General features: G+C 34.7%; 15 protein-coding genes and 2 tRNA genes (1 of these 17 cut by a window edge). 15 read left to right on the top strand and 2 right to left on the bottom strand.

What is annotated here, in order from left to right:
* From MTX13_RS03030 to MTX13_RS02985, 10 genes are all read left to right on the top strand, one after another.
* Positions 1-190: the 3' portion of an anhydro-N-acetylmuramic acid kinase gene (locus MTX13_RS03030; RefSeq protein ID WP_250432938.1), read on the top strand. It extends 875 nt beyond the left edge of the window; only the last 190 of its 1,065 coding nucleotides appear in the window; its start codon lies off the left edge, out of view; it ends in the stop codon at positions 188-190.
* 71 nt (positions 191-261) lie between these two features.
* The gene (locus MTX13_RS03025) at positions 262-1,488 is read left to right on the top strand and encodes a Glu/Leu/Phe/Val dehydrogenase dimerization domain-containing protein (protein WP_250432937.1); all 1,227 of its coding nucleotides are present in this window, start codon (positions 262-264) and stop codon (positions 1,486-1,488) included.
* A 12-nt stretch (positions 1,489-1,500) separates the two neighbouring features.
* Positions 1,501-2,889 carry a sodium:proton antiporter NhaD gene (gene nhaD, locus MTX13_RS03020; RefSeq protein WP_250432936.1) on the top strand — a complete coding sequence of 463 codons (1,389 nt, stop codon included), beginning with the start codon at positions 1,501-1,503 and terminating at the stop codon, positions 2,887-2,889.
* 53 nt (positions 2,890-2,942) lie between these two features.
* Positions 2,943-3,644, top strand: a complete 702-nt coding sequence (locus tag MTX13_RS03015; protein WP_250432935.1) for a MotA/TolQ/ExbB proton channel family protein — start codon at positions 2,943-2,945, stop codon at positions 3,642-3,644.
* A 1-nt stretch (position 3,645) separates the two neighbouring features.
* Complete coding sequence (locus MTX13_RS03010) at positions 3,646-4,041, top strand: ExbD/TolR family protein (protein ID WP_250432934.1); 396 nt, start codon at positions 3,646-3,648, stop codon at positions 4,039-4,041.
* Position 4,042: 1 nt separating this feature from the next.
* On the top strand, positions 4,043-4,930 hold the full coding sequence (locus MTX13_RS03005) for an energy transducer TonB (RefSeq protein ID WP_250432933.1): 888 nt from the start codon (positions 4,043-4,045) through the stop codon (positions 4,928-4,930).
* 3 nt (positions 4,931-4,933) lie between these two features.
* Positions 4,934-6,151, top strand: a complete 1,218-nt coding sequence (locus MTX13_RS03000; protein WP_250432932.1) for a bifunctional folylpolyglutamate synthase/dihydrofolate synthase — start codon at positions 4,934-4,936, stop codon at positions 6,149-6,151.
* Positions 6,152-6,209: 58 nt separating this feature from the next.
* Positions 6,210-6,947, top strand: a complete 738-nt coding sequence (locus MTX13_RS02995; protein ID WP_250432931.1) for a DUF6263 family protein — start codon at positions 6,210-6,212, stop codon at positions 6,945-6,947.
* Between the two features lie 102 nt (positions 6,948-7,049).
* A tRNA-Val gene (locus MTX13_RS02990) sits at positions 7,050-7,124 on the top strand.
* Positions 7,125-7,162: 38 nt separating this feature from the next.
* A tRNA-Val gene (locus MTX13_RS02985) sits at positions 7,163-7,237 on the top strand.
* 34 nt (positions 7,238-7,271) lie between these two features.
* Here MTX13_RS02985 and MTX13_RS02980 read toward each other — a convergent pair.
* Positions 7,272-8,564, bottom strand: a complete 1,293-nt coding sequence (locus MTX13_RS02980; RefSeq protein ID WP_250432930.1) for a UDP-N-acetylmuramoyl-tripeptide--D-alanyl-D-alanine ligase — start codon at positions 8,562-8,564, stop codon at positions 7,272-7,274.
* A 66-nt stretch (positions 8,565-8,630) separates the two neighbouring features.
* Positions 8,631-10,322, bottom strand: coding sequence for a gliding motility lipoprotein GldJ (gene gldJ, locus MTX13_RS02975; protein ID WP_250433855.1), 1,692 nt, complete (start codon positions 10,320-10,322; stop codon positions 8,631-8,633).
* 263 nt (positions 10,323-10,585) lie between these two features.
* Between gldJ and porU the strand changes: the two genes are divergently transcribed.
* From porU to MTX13_RS02950, 5 genes are all read left to right on the top strand, one after another.
* The gene (gene porU / locus MTX13_RS02970) at positions 10,586-14,455 is read left to right on the top strand and encodes a type IX secretion system sortase PorU (protein WP_250432929.1); all 3,870 of its coding nucleotides are present in this window, start codon (positions 10,586-10,588) and stop codon (positions 14,453-14,455) included.
* 33 nt (positions 14,456-14,488) lie between these two features.
* Positions 14,489-15,727, top strand: a complete 1,239-nt coding sequence (porV, locus tag MTX13_RS02965) for a type IX secretion system outer membrane channel protein PorV (protein WP_250432928.1) — start codon at positions 14,489-14,491, stop codon at positions 15,725-15,727.
* 92 nt (positions 15,728-15,819) lie between these two features.
* The gene (gene cdd, locus MTX13_RS02960) at positions 15,820-16,302 is read left to right on the top strand and encodes a cytidine deaminase (protein ID WP_250432927.1); all 483 of its coding nucleotides are present in this window, start codon (positions 15,820-15,822) and stop codon (positions 16,300-16,302) included.
* 90 nt (positions 16,303-16,392) lie between these two features.
* A complete protein-coding gene (gene pdhA, locus MTX13_RS02955) occupies positions 16,393-17,391 on the top strand; it encodes a pyruvate dehydrogenase (acetyl-transferring) E1 component subunit alpha (protein WP_250432926.1) in 999 nt (332 codons plus the stop codon).
* A 3-nt stretch (positions 17,392-17,394) separates the two neighbouring features.
* A complete protein-coding gene (locus tag MTX13_RS02950) occupies positions 17,395-19,014 on the top strand; it encodes a pyruvate dehydrogenase complex dihydrolipoamide acetyltransferase (protein WP_250432925.1) in 1,620 nt (539 codons plus the stop codon).
* Positions 19,015-19,041: the final 27 nt, after the last annotated feature.

The raw sequence follows: 19,041 nt of genomic DNA, 5'->3' as shown, positions 1-19,041 counted from the left end.
TTTAATTGATTTGCTAAAGGCTAAAAGTTCAATCAAAATCGTGATTCCTAACCAAGATATTCTAGAATATAAAGAAGCTGTAATATTTGGTTTATTGGGTGTTCTTAAATTACGAAGTGAAGTAAACTGTTTGGCAAGTGTAACAGGTGCTAAAAAAAATCACAGTTCTGGTAAAGTCTATCAACCATAAAATTATTGTAAAATTAATATAAAGCGATTTTTTGTTTTTTATATTTGTTGAAACAAATCTAACTAGTCTTAATGAAAGAATTACTTCAAAAGTACGAAGACAAATCACCAGAAATTATTTTTAATTGGAAAGACCCAGAAACAGAAGCTGAAGGTTGGACAGTAATTAACTCTTTAAGAGGTGGAGCCGCAGGAGGAGGAACACGAATGCGTAAAGGTTTAGACATGAATGAAGTTCTGTCTTTAGCTAAAACTATGGAAGTTAAGTTTACGGTTTCTGGACCAGCTATTGGAGGTGCAAAATCAGGAATAAACTTTGACCCAAAGGATCCCAGAAAGAAAGGTGTTTTGGAACGATGGTATAAGGCAGTTTCTCCACTACTAAAAAGTTATTATGGTACAGGAGGTGATTTAAATGTTGATGAAATACATGAAGTCATTCCTATAACTGAAGAAAGTGGAGTTTGGCATCCGCAAGAAGGTGTTTTTGAAGGGCATTTTAAACCAACACAAGCCGATAAGATAAATAGAATTGGACAATTGCGTCAAGGCGTAATTAAAGTAATTGAAAACCCAAACTACTCACCTAGTGTTGCTCGAAAATATACAGTTGCTGATATGATAACCGGTTTTGGTGTAGCTGAAGCTGTACGTCACTATTACGATATATATGGTGGGAATATTGCAGATAAGCGGGTTGTTGTACAAGGGTTTGGTAATGTAGGTTCTGCTGCTGCTTTTTATATTTCAAAAATGGGAGCAAAAGTTGTTGGTATAATTGATATTGCTGGTGGTTTAATTAATGAAGACGGATTTACTTTTGAAGAGATTACCGAATTATTCCTTAATAAGGATGGTAATGCTTTATCGGCAGATAACTTGATTCCTTTTGATGAGATGAATAAACGAATTTGGTCTCTTGAAACAGAGGTGTTTATGCCTTGTGCAGCTTCGCGTTTGGTAACAATAAACCAAATAGACGAAATGATAGATACAGGATTGGAAGTTATTTCATGTGGAGCTAATGTACCTTTTGCAGACAAAGAAATATTTTTTGGAACGATCATGGAGCATACAGATTATAGAGTGAGTCTAATCCCAGATTTTATATCTAATTGTGGAATGGCAAGGGTATTTGCTTATTTTATGGAACGCCGTGTTCAAATGACAGATGAAGCAATTTTTAATGACACATCTAATACTATAAAGAAAGCTATGCAGAAGGTTTACGATCAAAACCAATCTCAAACTCAAATTAGTAAAACCGCATTTGAAATTGCATTAGGGCAGTTAATTTAAAAACGAAATTTTATGGAATCATTAATAATTATTGTATTTGTTGTAGGCTATTTAGCTATAACCCTAGAGCATAATTTAAAAATAGACAAGCTCATACCTGCACTGGTTATGATGTCTCTTTGTTGGGCCTTAATTGCGTTAGGCATTGAGAGTTTTCTGCAATGGTTTGATTCTGCCAAACATGCGTTACTTGATAATTTTGGAGATTTAGGCCATGAAGAAAAAATGCATTTAATGGAAGAAACCTTATTGCATCATTTAGGTAAAACAGCAGAGATATTAGTTTTCCTTTTAGGGGCTATGACCATTGTTGAGATTATTGATTATTTTGATGGGTTCTCAACCATTAAAACTTTTATAAAAACAAAAAGTAAGAAACGAATACTTTGGATTTTTGGATTTTTAGCGTTTTTTCTGTCAGCTATTATTGATAATCTAACGGCTACAATAGTTTTAATTTCCATACTTCAAAAAATAGTAAATGATAGAAATGTAAGAATTTGGTATGCTGGTTTAATAATAATAGCAGCCAATGCTGGTGGAGCATGGTCGCCAATTGGTGATGTGACCACTACCATGCTATGGATTGCAGATAAGGTTTCAACTGGGCATTTATTTGTATACTTGTTTGTGCCTTCGTTATTGTGCATGTTAGTGCCATTTTTTATCGCGAGTTTTTTACCTGCTTTCAAAGGCGATCTAGATTATGAAGATAAAGATGACAAACCTAAAAGTCGCTTTAGTTCAACAATGCTGTATTTAGGTTTGGGAGGTATTGTATCTGTACCAATCTTTAAAACTGTAACGCACTTACCCCCTTATGTCGGCATGATGTTAGCGTTAGGTGTAGTGGCCGTTTTCGCCGAAATTTACAGTTCTTCAAAGTTTAGCATATCTAATTTTGATTCTGAAAGTGATGCTCATAGCTCTCATAGTCCGGTTCATCATTCACTATCCAAAATTGAAATGCCAAGTATTTTGTTCTTTTTAGGAATTTTAATGGCGGTAGCTGCGTTAGAATCTTTAGGAATATTATTTGGTTTTGCCACATCCTTACAGGAAAATATGCCCATGATGGGTACCGAATTACACCATGAAGGTGTTTCTGATTTAGTGGTTTTATTATTAGGAGTAGGTTCTGCTGTAATTGACAATGTGCCTTTGGTAGCGGCTAGTTTAGGAATGTTTTCTGTACCTATGGACAATGAACTATGGCATTTTATTGCCTATTCTGCAGGAACAGGAGGTAGTATGTTAATTATTGGTTCTGCTGCAGGTGTTGTTGCCATGGGAATGGAGAAAATCGATTTTTTTTGGTATCTAAAAAAGATTTCTTGGTTAGCACTTGTTGGTTTCTTGGTTGGAGCTGTAGCATTTATGTTTACTAGAACAATATTTTAGCATAATTTAGTTAGAAAAAACACGTTATAAGTTAAAAATAGATTCAATTTAATATGATAAATTCTATAATCCAAGACGTTCAGGATGGCACAGAAGTGTTAACAGATGGAGAATCAGTTGAAAAAACATTGTCCATTATTGAGTTAATTACCAGTGGCGGAACAGCTGGAATGTTAATTATACTATTGCTTTTTGTACTATTAATAGTTGCTTGTTACATATATTTTGAAAGATTATTTGCTATTAAAGCAGCATCGAAGGTAGATAGTAACTTTATGAATCAAATTAAAGACCATGTCAGTAATGGCAAAATTGATTCAGCCCAAATGCTATGCGCTCAAGTAAATTCACCTGTATCACGCTTGATTAATAAGGGATTAACACGTATAGGTAAGCCTCTGGAAGATATTAATACAGCAATTGAAAATGCTGGCCGTTTAGAGATTTACGGATTGGAAAAAAACGTAAGTATGTTAGCCACCATTTCAGGAGCTGCTCCAATGATTGGTTTTCTTGGTACTGTAATAGGTATGATATTGGCAATATTTGAATTGGCTAATGCAGGAGGAACTATCCAGATGGATGTTTTGGCAAGTGGGCTATATACAGCCATGACGACAACTGTTGCTGGTTTGATTGTAGGTATTGTTGCTTACATTGCCTATAATCATTTAGTTGTAAAAACCAATAAAGTTGTTTATCAAATGGAAGCGAATTCAGTAGAGTTTTTAGATCATTTAAACGAGCCAATATAGTATGGATATTCGCGGAAGAAATAAAGTAACACCAGAGTTCAATATGTCTTCAATGACAGATATTGTATTCCTTTTACTTATATTTTTTATGATCGCTTCTACTTTAGTTACTACAAGCGCTATTGATATTTTATTACCAAAAGCTAGTGGCAAAACTGAAAACAAAAAATCTGTTGCAGTTAGTATTACCAAGGATTTACGCTATTATGTGGATCAAAAATTAGTTGGCGAGAGTGTTCTGGAAAACGAATTGGTAAATGTTTTATCTAGTAAAGACCAACCAACAATTGTTTTACGAGCAGAAAAAACCGTGCCAGTAGATAATGTGGTTAAAGTAATGGATATTGCCAACCGAAATAAATTTAAAGTTATCCTTGCGGTAAAACCAAGTAATTAGGATGAAATATTTAGAGACTAAACACGAACGTAATTCGGCTAAAATCACAACTTTAATCGTTATGATTATTTTGCTGCTTTTATTTGTTGTTGGTCCTCCGTATATGGATCCACCTATTGAGTATGGTGTAGCCGTTAATTTTGGAAACAGTAATGTTGGTCAAGGTAATGTTCAACCCAAAAAACCTATAAAATCTGAACCTAGAGAGATTCGTAAGCCTATTGAAGAAGTTTCTAAACCAAAAGAAACTACCCCAGAACCAGCTTCATCTGAAAAAGCAAAGGCCGAAGATGTTCTAACACAGGCTGAAGAAGAAGCTATAGCAATTAAAAAACAAAAAGAAGCAGAAAGAAAAGAGCAATTAGAAGCTGAACAAAGAGCAAAAGCCGAAGCAGATGCTAAAGCAAAGGCTGAAGCTGATAGAATAGCGAAGGAAAAAGCTGAACAAGAAGCTAAAAAGAAAAAATTAGATGCATTAATAGGAGGCGTTAGTAAATCTGAAGGCTCTGAATCTGGTGGAGAAGGTAATGATAATAAAGCAGGAGATAAAGGACAATTAGATGGGGATCCTTATGCAGCAAGTTATTTTGGAGACCCAGGCACTGGTAGTGGAGGTGTAGGTTATGGGCTAAATGGTAGAGGAAAAGCAACATACCAAACCCTTAAACAAGACTGTAATGAATCTGGTATGGTGATTGTAAAAATTGTTGTGAATAGAAACGGTAATGTTATTGAAGCCGTTCCAGGTGTTAAAGGCACCACCAACACTGCACAATGTCTATTGGACCCTGCAAAAAAAATAGCTTTATCCCATAAATGGCGACCAGATTCTAATGCACCAGCCAAACAAATAGGTTTTGTTAAAGTAAACTTCAATTTAGGTCAATAACCAATGACATATCAAGATACTTTAAATTGGATGTTTTCAAAACTTCCAATGTATCAAAGACAAGGTAAGGCAGCTTATAAAGCAGATTTAAGTAATACACTTTTATTGGCTAGCCACCTTAACAATCCTCAAGATAAAATTAAGTGTATACATGTGGCTGGAACCAATGGAAAAGGTTCTACTAGCCATATGATTGCTTCCATTTTACAAGAATCGGGTTTAAAAGTAGGACTTTTTACTTCTCCGCATTTAAAGGATTTTAGAGAACGCATTAAAATTAATGGTGTTTGCGTAAGTGAAGAATTTGTAATAGAATTCATTAACCGAAACAAAGCATTTTTTGAAAGTCAATCGCTTTCATTTTTTGAAATGACCACAGGAATGGCTTTTGAGTATTTCTCAACACAACAGGTAGATATAGCTGTAATTGAGGTTGGTCTTGGTGGCCGATTGGATTCAACAAATCTTATAACACCACTTGTGTCGGTAATCACAAACATTGGTTTGGACCACACCCAGTTTTTGGGAAATACACTGGAGGCAATAGCCTATGAAAAAGCTGGAATTATTAAACCTGAAGTTCCAGTTGTTATTGGTGAGTATATGGAAAAAACTAAACCAGTGTTTTTAAAAATAGCACTCGAAAATAAATCAGAGATATATTTTGCCCAAAACTTGTATGGTGCAAATTTTGAAAGTGATTTAAAAGGAAGTTATCAAAAGCATAATATTAAAACGGCTGTAAGTACTATTCAAGTTTTAAATTCACTAGGTTATAGAATTACTGACATAAATATTAAGAATGGACTCTTAAATGTAGTAACGAATACCGATTTAAAGGGAAGATGGCAAATATTGCAGGAAAGGCCTAAAATAATTTGTGATACTGCTCATAACGAAGATGGTTTAAGACATGTCATGAATCAATTACAAGCTGAAGATTATGAAGACTTGTACATGGTCTTTGGTGTAGTTAATGATAAAGATTTAGATGCTATTATTAAGCTTTTGCCCAAAAAAGCGTATTATTTTTTTTGCAAGCCTAATGTTCCTCGTGGTCTGGATGTACATACTTTAGCGAACCAATTTTTAGAGAAAGGATATAAAGGCGAAGTATGTGAAAGCGTAGAAGATGCGTTAAATAAAGCCAAATCTAAAGCAAGTATTAACAATGTTATATACGTGGGAGGTAGCACTTTTACTGTAGCAGAAATAATTTAGCCCATCTCCTTTTAAGGCTCTATATTTGTTTTCAATTAATAAAAAATATTTTAAAATCATGAAGAACTTAATTACACTATTATTGTTAGTGGTTTCAACTGTTTCATTAGCCCAAGAATCTACATTTTTGAGATTTAATTATAATACAGGAGACAAGTATTTAATGAATATGGTAATGGTCCAGGATATGGGTGAAACTATGAAAATGGATATGCAGGTGGAAATACAGACAGAAGTAAAAGAAACTATTGATACTATTTTTAATACTGAAATGAGTTTTAAAAGAATTAAAATGGACATGGCTCAAGCAGGTACTAAACTGTCTTACGATTCAGATACTAAAGAAGAAGATTTAGATGACGAAATTAAAATGATGAGTGCGCAAATGAAGCCTATTTTAGAAACTGTTTTAGCAGTGAAAACTAATACTTATGGAGAGGTTTTGGATATGAAAATGATTGAAGGTAATGCTGCTAATGCTAATCAGTTTACTAACCAAACACAAAGTTTGATATATCCTAAAGAGGCTGTTAAAATTGGTTCTTCTTGGACTGATGAAAAAGAAAACGATGGTGTGATAATTAGTTACATGTATACGGTAAAATCCATTGATACTAAATCGGTAATTTTAGATGTAAGTGGTAGTATTTCAGGAGTTGCAACTGGTACTTTAGCAGGAAGTATGAATATAGACAAAGCTTCAGGTGTTTCTAATACATCTAACCTTACAATGGATATGGACGTTATGGGGCAAAAAATGACAACAGAAATAGTAATTTCTATGACTAAAGTATAATAATTTTAAAACGAACAGGTTGATTTAAAAAAGAATTTATTTTTTTTGAAAAAAGCTTTTGTGAATTGAAAAACTACTTTATATTTGCAGTCCGATTACAAAGGGCGATTAGCTCAGTTGGTTCAGAGCACCTCGTTTACACCGAGGGGGTCGGGGGTTCGAATCCCTCATCGCCCACAAATTAAGTCCGTTTTAAAACGGACTTTTTTATTTTTGGGTCATTAACTCAGTTGGTTCAGAGTGTTACCTTGACAGGGTAGAAGTCACTGGTTCGAATCCAGTATGACCCACTAAAAAATCTGCATATAGCAGATTTTTTAGTTTTTATTCATTGACAAGTAAATCCAATATTCTTTCTAAAGCCATACCTCTTGAACCTTTTATAAGTAGCAAACTATTTTTTATTTCTAATTGCGGGTAATACTCTTTAAAATCACTAAATGATTTAAAAAACAGATTACTTTCTACATTGTTTTTACATAAATAGAAATTTTCTCCAATAAAATATTTTTGAGTAAAAGGCATACTTTGAACTCGAGTAACAATACGTTGATGTTCCAATTGAGAGCTTTTACCCAATTCAAACATATCACCAAGAAAGACTATCTTGTGTTTAGCTTTTTGTTTGTTGAAGTTTATTAAAGCGGCTTCCATGCTAGTTGGATTCGCATTATAGGCATCTAAAATAATTTTATTAGTCCCTTTGATTATTATCTGCGATCGGTTGTTGTTTGGAGTGTAGTTTTCAATAGCTTGTTTAATATTTTCTGGAGAAACTTTAAAATAATCACCAATTGCTATTGCTGCAGCAATATTTCCAAAATTGTAATCACCAATTAATTGAGATTGGATTTGTTGGTTTTTGTAGGCAACTCTAACATATGATTCATAATTTTGTAAGCTAATGGTTATTACGTCCGAACCTGAAGATGTGCCAAATTTTATTGTTTTAGCATTTTTCGTTTTTTCGAATTGAATAGAATCATCAGTATTTACAAAAATAGTTTTATTATATTTTATTAGATGAGTGTACATTTCTGATTTCCCTTCTATAACACCTTCTACACCGCCAAACCCCTCTAAATGGGCTTTTCCAAAATTAGTTATGTACCCATAATCTGGTAGAGCAATATGGCATAAAAAACCAATCTCTTTTTTATGGTTAGCACCCATTTCAACAATGCCTAATTCAGTATGTTTGGTCATAGAAAGCAGAGTTAATGGCACACCAATATGGTTATTCAAATTGCCTTTAGTAGCTACGGTATTGTATTTTTTAGATAGTACTGCATTAATAAGCTCTTTGGTTGTGGTTTTTCCATTACTGCCAGTAAGGGCAATAATTTTAATGCCAATATAGTTTCTGTGGTAAGTAGCTAGTTCTTGCAATGTTTTTAAAACATTATCTACTAAAATGGTTTGGTCACTAATTTTGTAGGTGTGTTCATCTATTATTACGTATTTAGCCCCTAGCTTTAAGGCCTCGTCTGCAAATTTGTTTCCGTTGAATTTTTCACCCTTAAGAGCAAAAAACATATCACCCTTTGTAATTTTTCTAGTGTCAGTTGAAATGTTTTTACAGTCTAAAAAAAGCTTGTGAATATCTTGTATCGTCATAGATTAAAAGTATAAAAAAAGTCCTGACGACAGTCAGGACTTTTCAAAATATTTTAGAACAAAATCTTAATTTTTTGTTTTGTTTTTCTTTTCAGATTTAGAGCCTACACGCGACATGGCGCATCTAAATCCAATATAATCTGTAGCCATATCCTGTGGGAAATAACGACGTGTAGCTGGGTCTAACCAATACTCTCTATCTTTCCAAGAGCCTCCTTTGTAAACACGAACTTCATCGTTGATTAAGGAAGTACGTTTATCAGATTGGTCGTACTCACGAATTAACTGCCCAGAAGAATCAACTTCTACATTGTGCTTTGGAGAGTTATACATTTTACGTGTATGTGATCCATCTACCACTTCACCGTCTTCATCTTCATTAAAGTTATCTCTGTATTGTCTAGAAGAACGCTTGTCACCATCTCTAAAGTTTCTATTGTCACTAGTGTCAAAGTTCATTCTCAAGTATGTTTCGTTTTCATCAACAGGTACTTGGTGAATTTCTCCAGGTAAGTTTCTAGCAATTACTTTTCCGTTTGGTAGGGTATCAAAAACAATATCTTCAGTAGTTACTATTTTTACAGTACCATCTTCATTAATGGCATTTTTTGTATACACATTACCACGGTAGTAGTTAAAGTCAGTAAATTCATCATCTACAATAGGTCTATAAACATCAGCTACCCATTCGGCAACGTTACCAGCCATATCATATAAACCATAATCATTAGGTTCATAAGATTTTACTTGGTTTGTAATATCGGCACCATCATCAGACCATCCTGCTATACCACCATAATCACCTTTACCTTGCTTAAAGTTGGCTAATTGATCACCACGAACTTTACGTTTACCAGAACGTGTGTATTGACCATCCCATGGATATTTTTTACGACCTCTATAAACATTATAACTTCTTAATGATGTTAGTCCTAAAGCAGCATATTCCCATTCAGCTTCGGTTGGTAGTCTATATTTAGGCGAAATCAACCCCGTTTCTCTAGTTGCATGTACATTAATTGTATCGCCTGCAGCAGTAGTTTGAACTCTTCTACGAGTGTTTGCTGGACTAGTAATACTATCATTACCACCATAAACTTGTGATGGTGCATTAATATAAGTATCAGTATTGAAAGTAGCGTCAGCAGAAACCGAATTTAATTTGGCATCTCTAGCTATGTAACCAGCATCTTCTAATTTAGCTTCGTTAACACGGTCTGAACGCCAGTTGGCAAATTCTACAGCTTGAATCCAACTTACACCAACAACAGGATATTCTGCATAACCTGGGTGACGCAAATAGTTTTCAGTCATAACTTCGTTGAAACCTAAACGGTCTCTCCAAACCAATGTATCAGGCAAAGCGCCATTATATATGGCTCTGTAGTTTTCATCAGTTGGTGGGTAAACACGCTTAATCCAATCTAAATATTCTAGATACATTAAATTGGTTACCTCAGTTTCATCCATATAGAATGATTGAACGTGTTGCTGATTGGGTGTGTTGTTCCAATCATGCATAACATCGTCTTGAACTTTTCCCATTGTGAAGGTTCCTCCTTCTACAAAAACAAGACCAGGACCTGCTTCTTGACCTTTGAAGGAAGTATTGTATTGGAATCCACCATCTCTTGAGTTGATGTCCCAACCTGTAGCTCTGGAGCTGTTTGAACTGGATGATCTTTTACAACCAACCATAGTGCTAGCGATAGCTAAAACTAACAATACCCTTATTGTTAATACATTTTTCATATCCATACGTTTAAGTAAGCCATTATTATTTTGGTGACGCAATATAAGAATTATACCTAATAATACAAGCAAAAAATCAATTTTTAGCTAAAAAAATATGCATTTCATCCTATTTATTAGGCATTACACCGATGATTTTTGACGTTTTTATTGTTGTTTTCTCACATCATAACGTCTATTTTTGTCATTTATTATTGTTGAATAATCTTGTTTTTTGAAATTTGTTTATTTTCAAATAATAAGTAGTGTTAATTCACGTTATTTGTGTGATGAAAAAGAAATTGCTACTACTAACCATATTGACTCACCTTATAGGTTTTTCACAACAAAAAAGTTTTGTGATAAATTGGGAAGGAGACAAAACTATATCTATAGAGAGGTTCTCGTTTAAGGTTCCTGCATTTAATCCCGATAATTTTAGTTATAGCCTTACCCAAGGATTGCAATTTATTAGTCAATGGAGCATTGGTCAACTAGTTGATGAAAATTCTGTTGAAATTACTAATGTGAGCTATGGGGCAATTACAAAAAGTGAATTAAAGAGTTTAAACCTTCAAACTGTACCCAAGTCGTTAAAAGTTAAGTTGGAAAATAGTATAGCTCGTGATAAACGCTATGCATTTTTAACGCTTTCTCCAATTATTAATGAAAACGGGGTCTATAAAAAAGTAACCGCATTTAGTATTTCTTATCGTACGAATAATAATACTAGAACAGGTTTTAGGCATAATATTACAAATTCAGTTTTAAGTTCTGGAAGTTGGTATCGTTTTCAAGTTGATAAAACTGGGGTTTATAAATTATCTAAAAACTTTTTAGAGCAATTGGGTGTTAATGTTAACGGTGTAGATCCAAGAACAATAAAGTTGTATGGCAATGGAGGTCGAATGATACCTTATGCCAATTCAGAACCTTACCCTTATGATGTTGCTGAAAACGCCATACGGTTTGTTGGTGAAGATGATGGTGTTTTTCATGATAGCGATTATATTTTATTTTATGCTCAAGGACCTAGGGGTTACGACGAAACTCGAAATACCAACATTAACTGTTACACAGATATTACCAATTATTATATAAATATCAGTTCTGGGAATGGAAAGCGCGTACAGCCTATAATCGAGCCGCCCGGAAATCCTGATTTGATAATCGATACGTTTCAGGATTACCAATTTCATGAAATAGACGAATATAATTTAGCTAGCGTAGGCAGACGCTGGTTTGGTGATAATTTTGATGTTGAGAATAGCAAAAGTTTCGAATTTCAATTTCCAAATTTAGTAACAAGTGAACCTGTTAAGCTAAAAACTTATGTTGCTTCAACATCTGAAGTAGCATCGGTTATGGAATTAGCCTTGAACGGTAATGGTATTGCTAACTTGGTAATACCTGCCACCACTGCAAGTACATTGGCAAGTGAAGCTATATATGAGGGAAATGTTAATGTGGGTTCAGATAATGTAACAGTTTCCCTAACTTATGACAACAACGGTAACCCTTCTGCATCGGCTTATATCGATTATATCTCTGTAGAAGCAACAAGAGCATTAACTTATGCAGGGAGTCAGTATACATTTTATAATGAGGATGTTGTCAGTACATCAGGAATAGCTCAATACAATGTGTCTAATGCTAATCAAGTAAACGAAATTTGGGATGTAACTGATATTTATAATGTTAGAACGGTATTAAATTCTGACTCGGACTCTAATATAAGTTTTAAATCTACACTTGGTAGTTTGAAAAAGTATGCCCTTGTTCCATCAACAGGGTTTTATCAACCTATTGCTGTTTCAAATAGTAGGTTGGGTAATCAAAATTTAAAAGGGACTATTTTTAATAATGCTCAAGGTGTTTTTGAAGATATAGACTACCTTATTATTGCCAGAAGTAATTATGTTAATCAAGCAGAACGTTTGGCAGAGATAAACCGTGTTCAAAATAATTTAAATGTAAAAGTTGTTGCGTTAGAAAGTATATACAACGAATTTAGTACTGGTAATCAAGATATTGGCGCTATTAGAAATTTTGTGAGGTATGTGTACCAAAATGCCAGTAACCCAGAAAACAGAGTGAAATATTTATGCCTTTTTGGAGATGGTTCTTACGATTACAAAAACCGATTGTCTAATAATACTAACATAATACCTTCTTGGCATGCCTATGATAGTTTTAATTTAACAAGTTCGTTTGTAACTGATGATTTTTATGGCATGATGGATGAGAATGAAGGTTCTATGCAAACATCGGATAAGTTAGATATTGCTATTGGTAGAATATTGGCAGATTCGCCACAACGAGCTAAAGATTTGGTTGATAAAATTCAATCGTATTACGTTGAGGCCTCTTTTGGCAATTGGCGTAATAATTTTTTAGTCGTGTCGGATGATGTTGATGAAGCATGGGAAAAAGATTTACAGGGAACGACAGATGAAATTGGAAATTTGGTGGCTGAAAAAAAACCATTTATTAACGTAACCAAAATACATTCTGATGCCTACTTGCAAGAATCTTCGGCTGGAGGTGATCGTTACCCAAGTGTGACTTTGGCAATGACAAATGCAATTGAAGCTGGTGTTTTAGTCGTAAATTATTTTGGGCATGGTGGAGAAGATGGTTTAGCTAAAGAACGCATATTTGAAAAGCCAGATTCGCAAAACTTGAATAATGTTTGTAAGTTAAATTGTTTTGTGACAGTTACTTGCGAGTACACACGTTTTGATAATCCTTTGCGTCCAACTGCTGGCGAATTTACCTATTGGAATAAAGATGGTGGAGCTATAGGTCTTATAACTACTACACGCCAAATTTTTGTAAGTGTTGGAATAACTTTTAATATTGTTTTAGAAGAGTATTTATTTTCGTTTAGTGAGGATGATGATTATGACGATGATGAGTATCCAACAATGGCAGAAGCATTAAGGCTCACAAAAACAAATCCTTCAATTTCGGGTATTGGCCAAAGACGATTAGTGTTTTTTATTGGCGATCCTGCAATGAAATTGGCTTTTCCAAAACCGGACATTAAGTTAACAGCAATTAATGATGTTCCGGTTAGTCAACAAACTAATCCTATTGAGGCATTAAGCAGAGCAAAACTAAATGGAGAGGTTGTTGATGATTCAGGAAATGTAATTTCAGATTTTAATGGTATTTTATCTGTTGTTATTTATGATAAGAAAATTGAAAGACAGACGCTTGGAAACGATGGCACTAGAGAAAACGGCCAACTCATTATTATGGATTTTGAAACTTTGGGATCTGTGATTTTTAGAGGACAAGCTTCTGTTACAAATGGCGTGTTTGAATTTGAATTTATAGTGCCTAGAGACATAGGTATACCTGTTGGAGAGGGGAGGGTCAGTTTTTATGCCAAACGCGAAAACCAATTGGTTGATGTAGCTGGAGCTAATATTGATGATTTATTAATTGGAGGGTTAAACCAAAACGCCCCAGAAGATAATACAGGGCCTCAAATTTCATTATATATGAATGATGAAAGTTTTGTTTCTGGCGGTATTACTAACGAATCACCAAGTTTATTGGTGAAGTTAGAGGATGAAAACGGTATCAATACTGCCAGTGGGATAGGTCATGATATTGTAGCAATTATTGATGGGGATGAAACAAATCAATATGTCTTAAACGATTATTATCAAACTGAATTAGACGATTATCAAAGAGGTTCAGCGAGCTATCCTTTACGTGATCTAGAGCCTGGATTACATACCTTGACCCTTAAAGCATGGGATGTATATAATAACTCATCAACTGCCGAAATTCAATTTGTTGTACATGACGAAGACCAGGAGTTAATGATTAACAATGTGCTTAATTACCCTAACCCGTTTGTAAATTATACAGAATTTTGGTTTAATCACAATAGTTCTGAACCTTTAGACGTTTCTGTACAGATATTCACCGTTTCTGGTAAATTGGTTAGAACATTAAACGCACAAACCAATACAACAGAATGTTGCGGGAAAGGTGCTTCGGCTTTATCAAGAGATATTGTTTGGGATGGACGTGATGATTTTGGAGATAAAATAGGTAAAGGGGTTTATGTCTATAAACTTAAAGTCCGGTCAAATACTTTAAATAAAACTGTCGAAGTTATTGAGAAACTTGTAATACTATAATAATAATTTATATTTGTTAAATAAATTCAATTCATGAAAAATAAGATTTTAATACTATTTGCAGTTGTTTTTGCAAATCAAATTTTCGCGCAAACCGTTGTGTTGCCAGACGAACCAGATTCAAGAGTAATTACAACTGGTATGCCTTTTTTATTAGTTGCACCAGAAGCTAGAGGAGCTGCGATGGGAGATATGGGTGTAGCGACGTCTGTAGATGTATTTTCACAAAACTGGAACTCATCTAAATACGCTTTTTCAGAAGCAAAACAAGGATTTGGTGTAAGTTATACGCCGTATTTAACAAAAATTGTAAACGATATTTCGCTAGGTTATTTATCTTATTTTAACAGAATAAATGACCGTTCTGCATTTGCTGCGAGTTTTAAATATTTTGGTTTAGGTGAAATAGAACTGGTTCAAGATGAAAATTCGCAACCATTGGTTGTTAAGCCTAATGAACTTTCTATTGACGCATCTTATGCTTTAAAATTAAGTGAACAATTTGCCATGTCTGTTGCCATGCGCTATTCGCGGTCTGATTTAAAAATCCAACAAGTAGATGCTAATGCGCAAGCAGCAAATACATTTGGTGTGGATGTTTCTGGATATTATCAAAGCGAAGAAACAGCGTATAATAGTTTTAACGGTAGAACACGTTTGGCATTCGCTATTCAAAACATTGGTCCAAAATTTAAATATGATGAAGGTGGACAAGAAAATTTTCAACCAACAACCTTAAGATTGGGAGCTGGCTTTGATTTTATATTGGATAATTATAATAAAGTATCTGTAACAGGAGAGGTAACTAAATTATTGGTGCCTACACCTCCTGTTTATGGAACCGAGTATGAATACATAGATAATAATGGTAATGGACAATATGATCCAGAAGAAGATGAATTGGGAGACGTTGTTCAAACAGATGTTATTATTGATGGTAAAGATCCTGATGTTGGATTTTTTAAAGGCATGTTCCAATCGTTTGGTGATGCGCCAGGAGGATTTAGTGAAGAAATGAAAGAATGGACTTGGGCTCTAGGGGCTGAATATGTTTATAACGACGCCTTTGCTTTACGATTAGGTTACTTTCACGAATCGGAAGAAAAGGGAGCAAGACAATTCTTTGCCATTGGTGCAGGATTTAAGTACAATATAATAGGTATTGACCTATCCTACCTGTTTTCATCATCAAGTGTACAGAATCCTTTGGAGAACACCTTGCGATTCTCTCTATCATTTAATATAGATAGAGGTGCTTATGTCGAGTACTAGGAAATTTATAAAATCAACAAAAAACTATTGCCTATCGCAATAGTTTTTTTGTCTAAAATAGTTTCTTACTTTTAATAAATCATACCCAATACATGAAAGAAGTAAAAATAGAATCGGTTTTACAAGTTTATGATGATTTAGATGAATTGCCTGAAAACATAATTGATTTAATGCATCAGGCCATGAAAGCAAGGGAGAAAGCTTATGCGCCCTATTCCAAGTTTTCTGTAGGTGCAGCCCTACTTCTTGATAATGATGGGGTTGTTACGGGCAATAATCAAGAAAACGCGTCTTACCCTTCTGGTTTATGTGCAGAACGAACAGCAATTTACTATGCAGGAGCCAAATTCCCTGGTGTTAAAATTTTAAGAATGGCTATTGTTGCTGGTTCAAAACTTAAACAAACGGTTTCTCCTATTCCACCTTGCGGAGCCTGCAGACAAGCCATAGCAGAATATGAAGTAAAACAAGATGCACCCATTGAAATTTACTTTATGGGTGAAACTGGAAAAGTGGTTAAGTCTGAATCTTTAGCTAATTTATTACCATTAGTTTTCGATAAATCCGTCCTATAACGTTTTCGAAATAAATTTTACGATTTTCGGTTTTTTCATTACTAACTAAAGTGTTACTTTTGTTAATCGTTTATTTAATTAACGTAACTCATGCAAAAAATAACAAAAGAAGTTTACCTGAAGTGGTATGAAGATATGTTATTCTGGAGAAAGTTTGAAGACAAACTTGCAGCAGTTTACATACAGCAGAAAGTGAGAGGATTTCTTCACTTATATAATGGTCAAGAGGCGGTTTTAGCAGGTGCTTTACATGCTATGGACCTTTCAAAAGATAAAATGATTACAGCTTATAGAAACCATGTGCAACCCATAGGAATGGGAGTTGATCCACGTCGTGTAATGGCAGAATTATATGGTAAGGCAACTGGGACATCACAGGGGTTAGGTGGATCGATGCATATATTTTCTAAAGAACATGGTTTTTATGGTGGTCATGGTATTGTTGGTGGGCAGATTCCTTTAGGTGCTGGTATGGCTTTTGGAGATAAATATCACGAAACAGGAGCCGTGACTTTATGCTATATGGGAGATGGTGCAGTAAGACAAGGTTCGCTTCATGAAACCTTTAATATGGCCATGAACTGGAAACTACCTGTTGTTTTTATTTGTGAGAACAACGGCTATGCCATGGGTACATCGGTTGAACGTACAGCCAACCATACTGATATTTGGAAACTTGGTTTAGGTTACGAGATGCCATGTGGTCCAGTTGATGGTATGAATCCTGTAAAAGTTGCTGAAGCCATGCACGAAGCTATGGAAAGAGCAAGAAAAGGAGAAGGGCCAACATTCCTTGAAATGAAAACCTACCGTTATCGTGGTCACTCTATGAGTGATGCCCAACATTACAGAACCAAAGAGGAGGTGGAAGAGTATAAAAAAATAGACCCTATCACACAGGTGAAAGATGTTATTCTTGAAAAGAAATATGCTACAGAAGCAGATTTAAAGAAAATAGATAAACGTGTAAAAGATTTAGTAAGCGAATGCGAAAAATTTGCAGAAGAATCTCCATGGCCAGAGAAGAATGTCATGTACGATACAGTTTATGAGCAAGAAGATTATCCATTTTTACAATATAAATTATAAGCTATGGCAGAAATTATAAATATGCCTCGTTTGAGTGATACCATGGAAGAGGGAACCGTCGCTACTTGGTTGAAAAAAGTGGGTGATAAAGTTGAGGAAGGTGATATTCTAGCTGAAATTGAAACTGATAAAGCCACCATGGAGTTTGAATCTTTTCATGAAGGTACCTTATTGCATATTGGTGTTCAAGAAGGAGAGACGACCAAAGTAGATGAACTTTTGGCAATTATTGGAGATGAGGGTGAAGATATTTCGGGCTTATTAAATGGAAACTCTTCAAAAAAGAAAGATGAAAATGAGATTCAGAGCGATAGCGAAGAATCTCAAGAGAGCAAAGAAACAAATGAGTCAGTAGAAAAAATACCAGAAGGAGTAACCGTTGTAACCATGCCACGGTTAAGTGACACCATGGAAGAAGGAACTGTTGCCACTTGGTTGAAAAAAGTGGGAGATGATGTGGAAGAAGGTGAGATTCTTGCTGAAATTGAAACTGATAAAGCCACCATGGAGTTTGAATCGTTCCAATCAGGTACATTATTACATGTTGGATTGCAAGAAGGCGAATCGGCAAAAGTTGATGCCCTTTTAGCAATTTTAGGTCCTAAAGGAACTAATGTTACAGATATAGCAAAAAACTTCAAAGCACCATCAGGAGAATCAGAACAAGTGCCAAAAGTTGCTTCTAAACCAGAGACAAAAGCTGAAGCTCCTAAAACAAATACCGCATCTTCTAACACTGAAGTTAAGTCTTCAACTTCGAGTTCTTCTTCAGGTAGAATATTTGTTTCACCGCTAGCCAAAAAATTGGCAGAAGAAAAAGGAATTAACCTATCTCAAGTTCAAGGTTCTGGAGAAAACGGTAGAATAATTAAGCGTGATATTGAAAATTATACACCTTCAAACTCTGCTGCTGCAGTTGGTAAATTTGTGCCTTCTGGACAGGAAGATTTTGATGAAGTTGCAAATTCAAATATGCGTAAGGCAATTGCTAAAAATTTAGCTAAATCCAAATTTACGGCGCCACATTATTATTTAAATGTGGAATTCGACATGGATAATGCTATAGCTTTTAGAGCACAATACAATTCGCTTCCCGATACTAAAATATCTTTTAATGATATGGTAGTTAAAGCTTGTGCTTTAGCTTTAAAGCAACATCCTCAAGTTAATTCGCAGTGGTTTGATGATAAAATGCGAATGAATAATCATGTTCACATTGGTGTAGCTGTTGCGGTGCCAGATGGCTTGGTTGTACCAGTTGTTAAATTTGCTAATGAGCAGTCGTTACCTCAAATTAATGCTACAGTGAAGGATTTTGCTATTAGAGCAAGAAATAAGAAATTGTCATTAGACGAAATGGAAGGCAGCACGTTTACCATTTCTAATTTGGGTATGTTTGGAATTGAGAGTTTCACTTCTATAATTAATCAACCAAATTCCGCCATATTATCTGTTGGTGCAATTATTGAAAAACCAGTGGTTAAAAATGGGCAGATTGTTGTTGGTAATACTATGAAACTTTCAATGGCATGTGACCATAGAACTGTTGATGGTGCTACAGGAGCAGAGTTCTTGCAAACTTTAAAAGGTTATATTGAAAATCCAGTAACCATGCTAGTATAACATAACAGATTTTATAAAATACTTTAA

It is taken from the genome of Hanstruepera flava, assembly GCF_023634025.1.
In the GTDB taxonomy this organism is placed as follows: Bacteria; Bacteroidota; Bacteroidia; order Flavobacteriales; family Flavobacteriaceae; genus Hanstruepera; species Hanstruepera flava.
Note: the sequence above shows the minus strand (reverse complement) of the source record. Positions and strands in the feature narration are given on the sequence as shown.

What these genes read in the sequence shown, in the direction of transcription:
- MTX13_RS03025 (WP_250432937.1), top strand. Translation starts at nt 262, where the DNA reads ATGAAAGAATTACTTCAAAAGTACGAAGACAAATCACCAGAAATTATT.
- nhaD (WP_250432936.1), top strand. Translation starts at nt 1,501, where the DNA reads ATGGAATCATTAATAATTATTGTATTTGTTGTAGGCTATTTAGCTATA.
- MTX13_RS03015 (WP_250432935.1), top strand. Translation starts at nt 2,943, where the DNA reads ATGATAAATTCTATAATCCAAGACGTTCAGGATGGCACAGAAGTGTTA.
- MTX13_RS03010 (WP_250432934.1), top strand. Translation starts at nt 3,646, where the DNA reads ATGGATATTCGCGGAAGAAATAAAGTAACACCAGAGTTCAATATGTCT.
- MTX13_RS03005 (WP_250432933.1), top strand. Translation starts at nt 4,043, where the DNA reads ATGAAATATTTAGAGACTAAACACGAACGTAATTCGGCTAAAATCACA.
- MTX13_RS03000 (WP_250432932.1), top strand. Translation starts at nt 4,934, where the DNA reads ATGACATATCAAGATACTTTAAATTGGATGTTTTCAAAACTTCCAATG.
- MTX13_RS02995 (WP_250432931.1), top strand. Translation starts at nt 6,210, where the DNA reads ATGAAGAACTTAATTACACTATTATTGTTAGTGGTTTCAACTGTTTCA.
- MTX13_RS02980 (WP_250432930.1), bottom strand. Translation starts at nt 8,564, where the DNA reads ATGACGATACAAGATATTCACAAGCTTTTTTTAGACTGTAAAAACATT.
- gldJ (WP_250433855.1), bottom strand. Translation starts at nt 10,322, where the DNA reads ATGGATATGAAAAATGTATTAACAATAAGGGTATTGTTAGTTTTAGCT.
- porU (WP_250432929.1), top strand. Translation starts at nt 10,586, where the DNA reads ATGAAAAAGAAATTGCTACTACTAACCATATTGACTCACCTTATAGGT.
- porV (WP_250432928.1), top strand. Translation starts at nt 14,489, where the DNA reads ATGAAAAATAAGATTTTAATACTATTTGCAGTTGTTTTTGCAAATCAA.
- cdd (WP_250432927.1), top strand. Translation starts at nt 15,820, where the DNA reads ATGAAAGAAGTAAAAATAGAATCGGTTTTACAAGTTTATGATGATTTA.
- pdhA (WP_250432926.1), top strand. Translation starts at nt 16,393, where the DNA reads ATGCAAAAAATAACAAAAGAAGTTTACCTGAAGTGGTATGAAGATATG.
- MTX13_RS02950 (WP_250432925.1), top strand. Translation starts at nt 17,395, where the DNA reads ATGGCAGAAATTATAAATATGCCTCGTTTGAGTGATACCATGGAAGAG.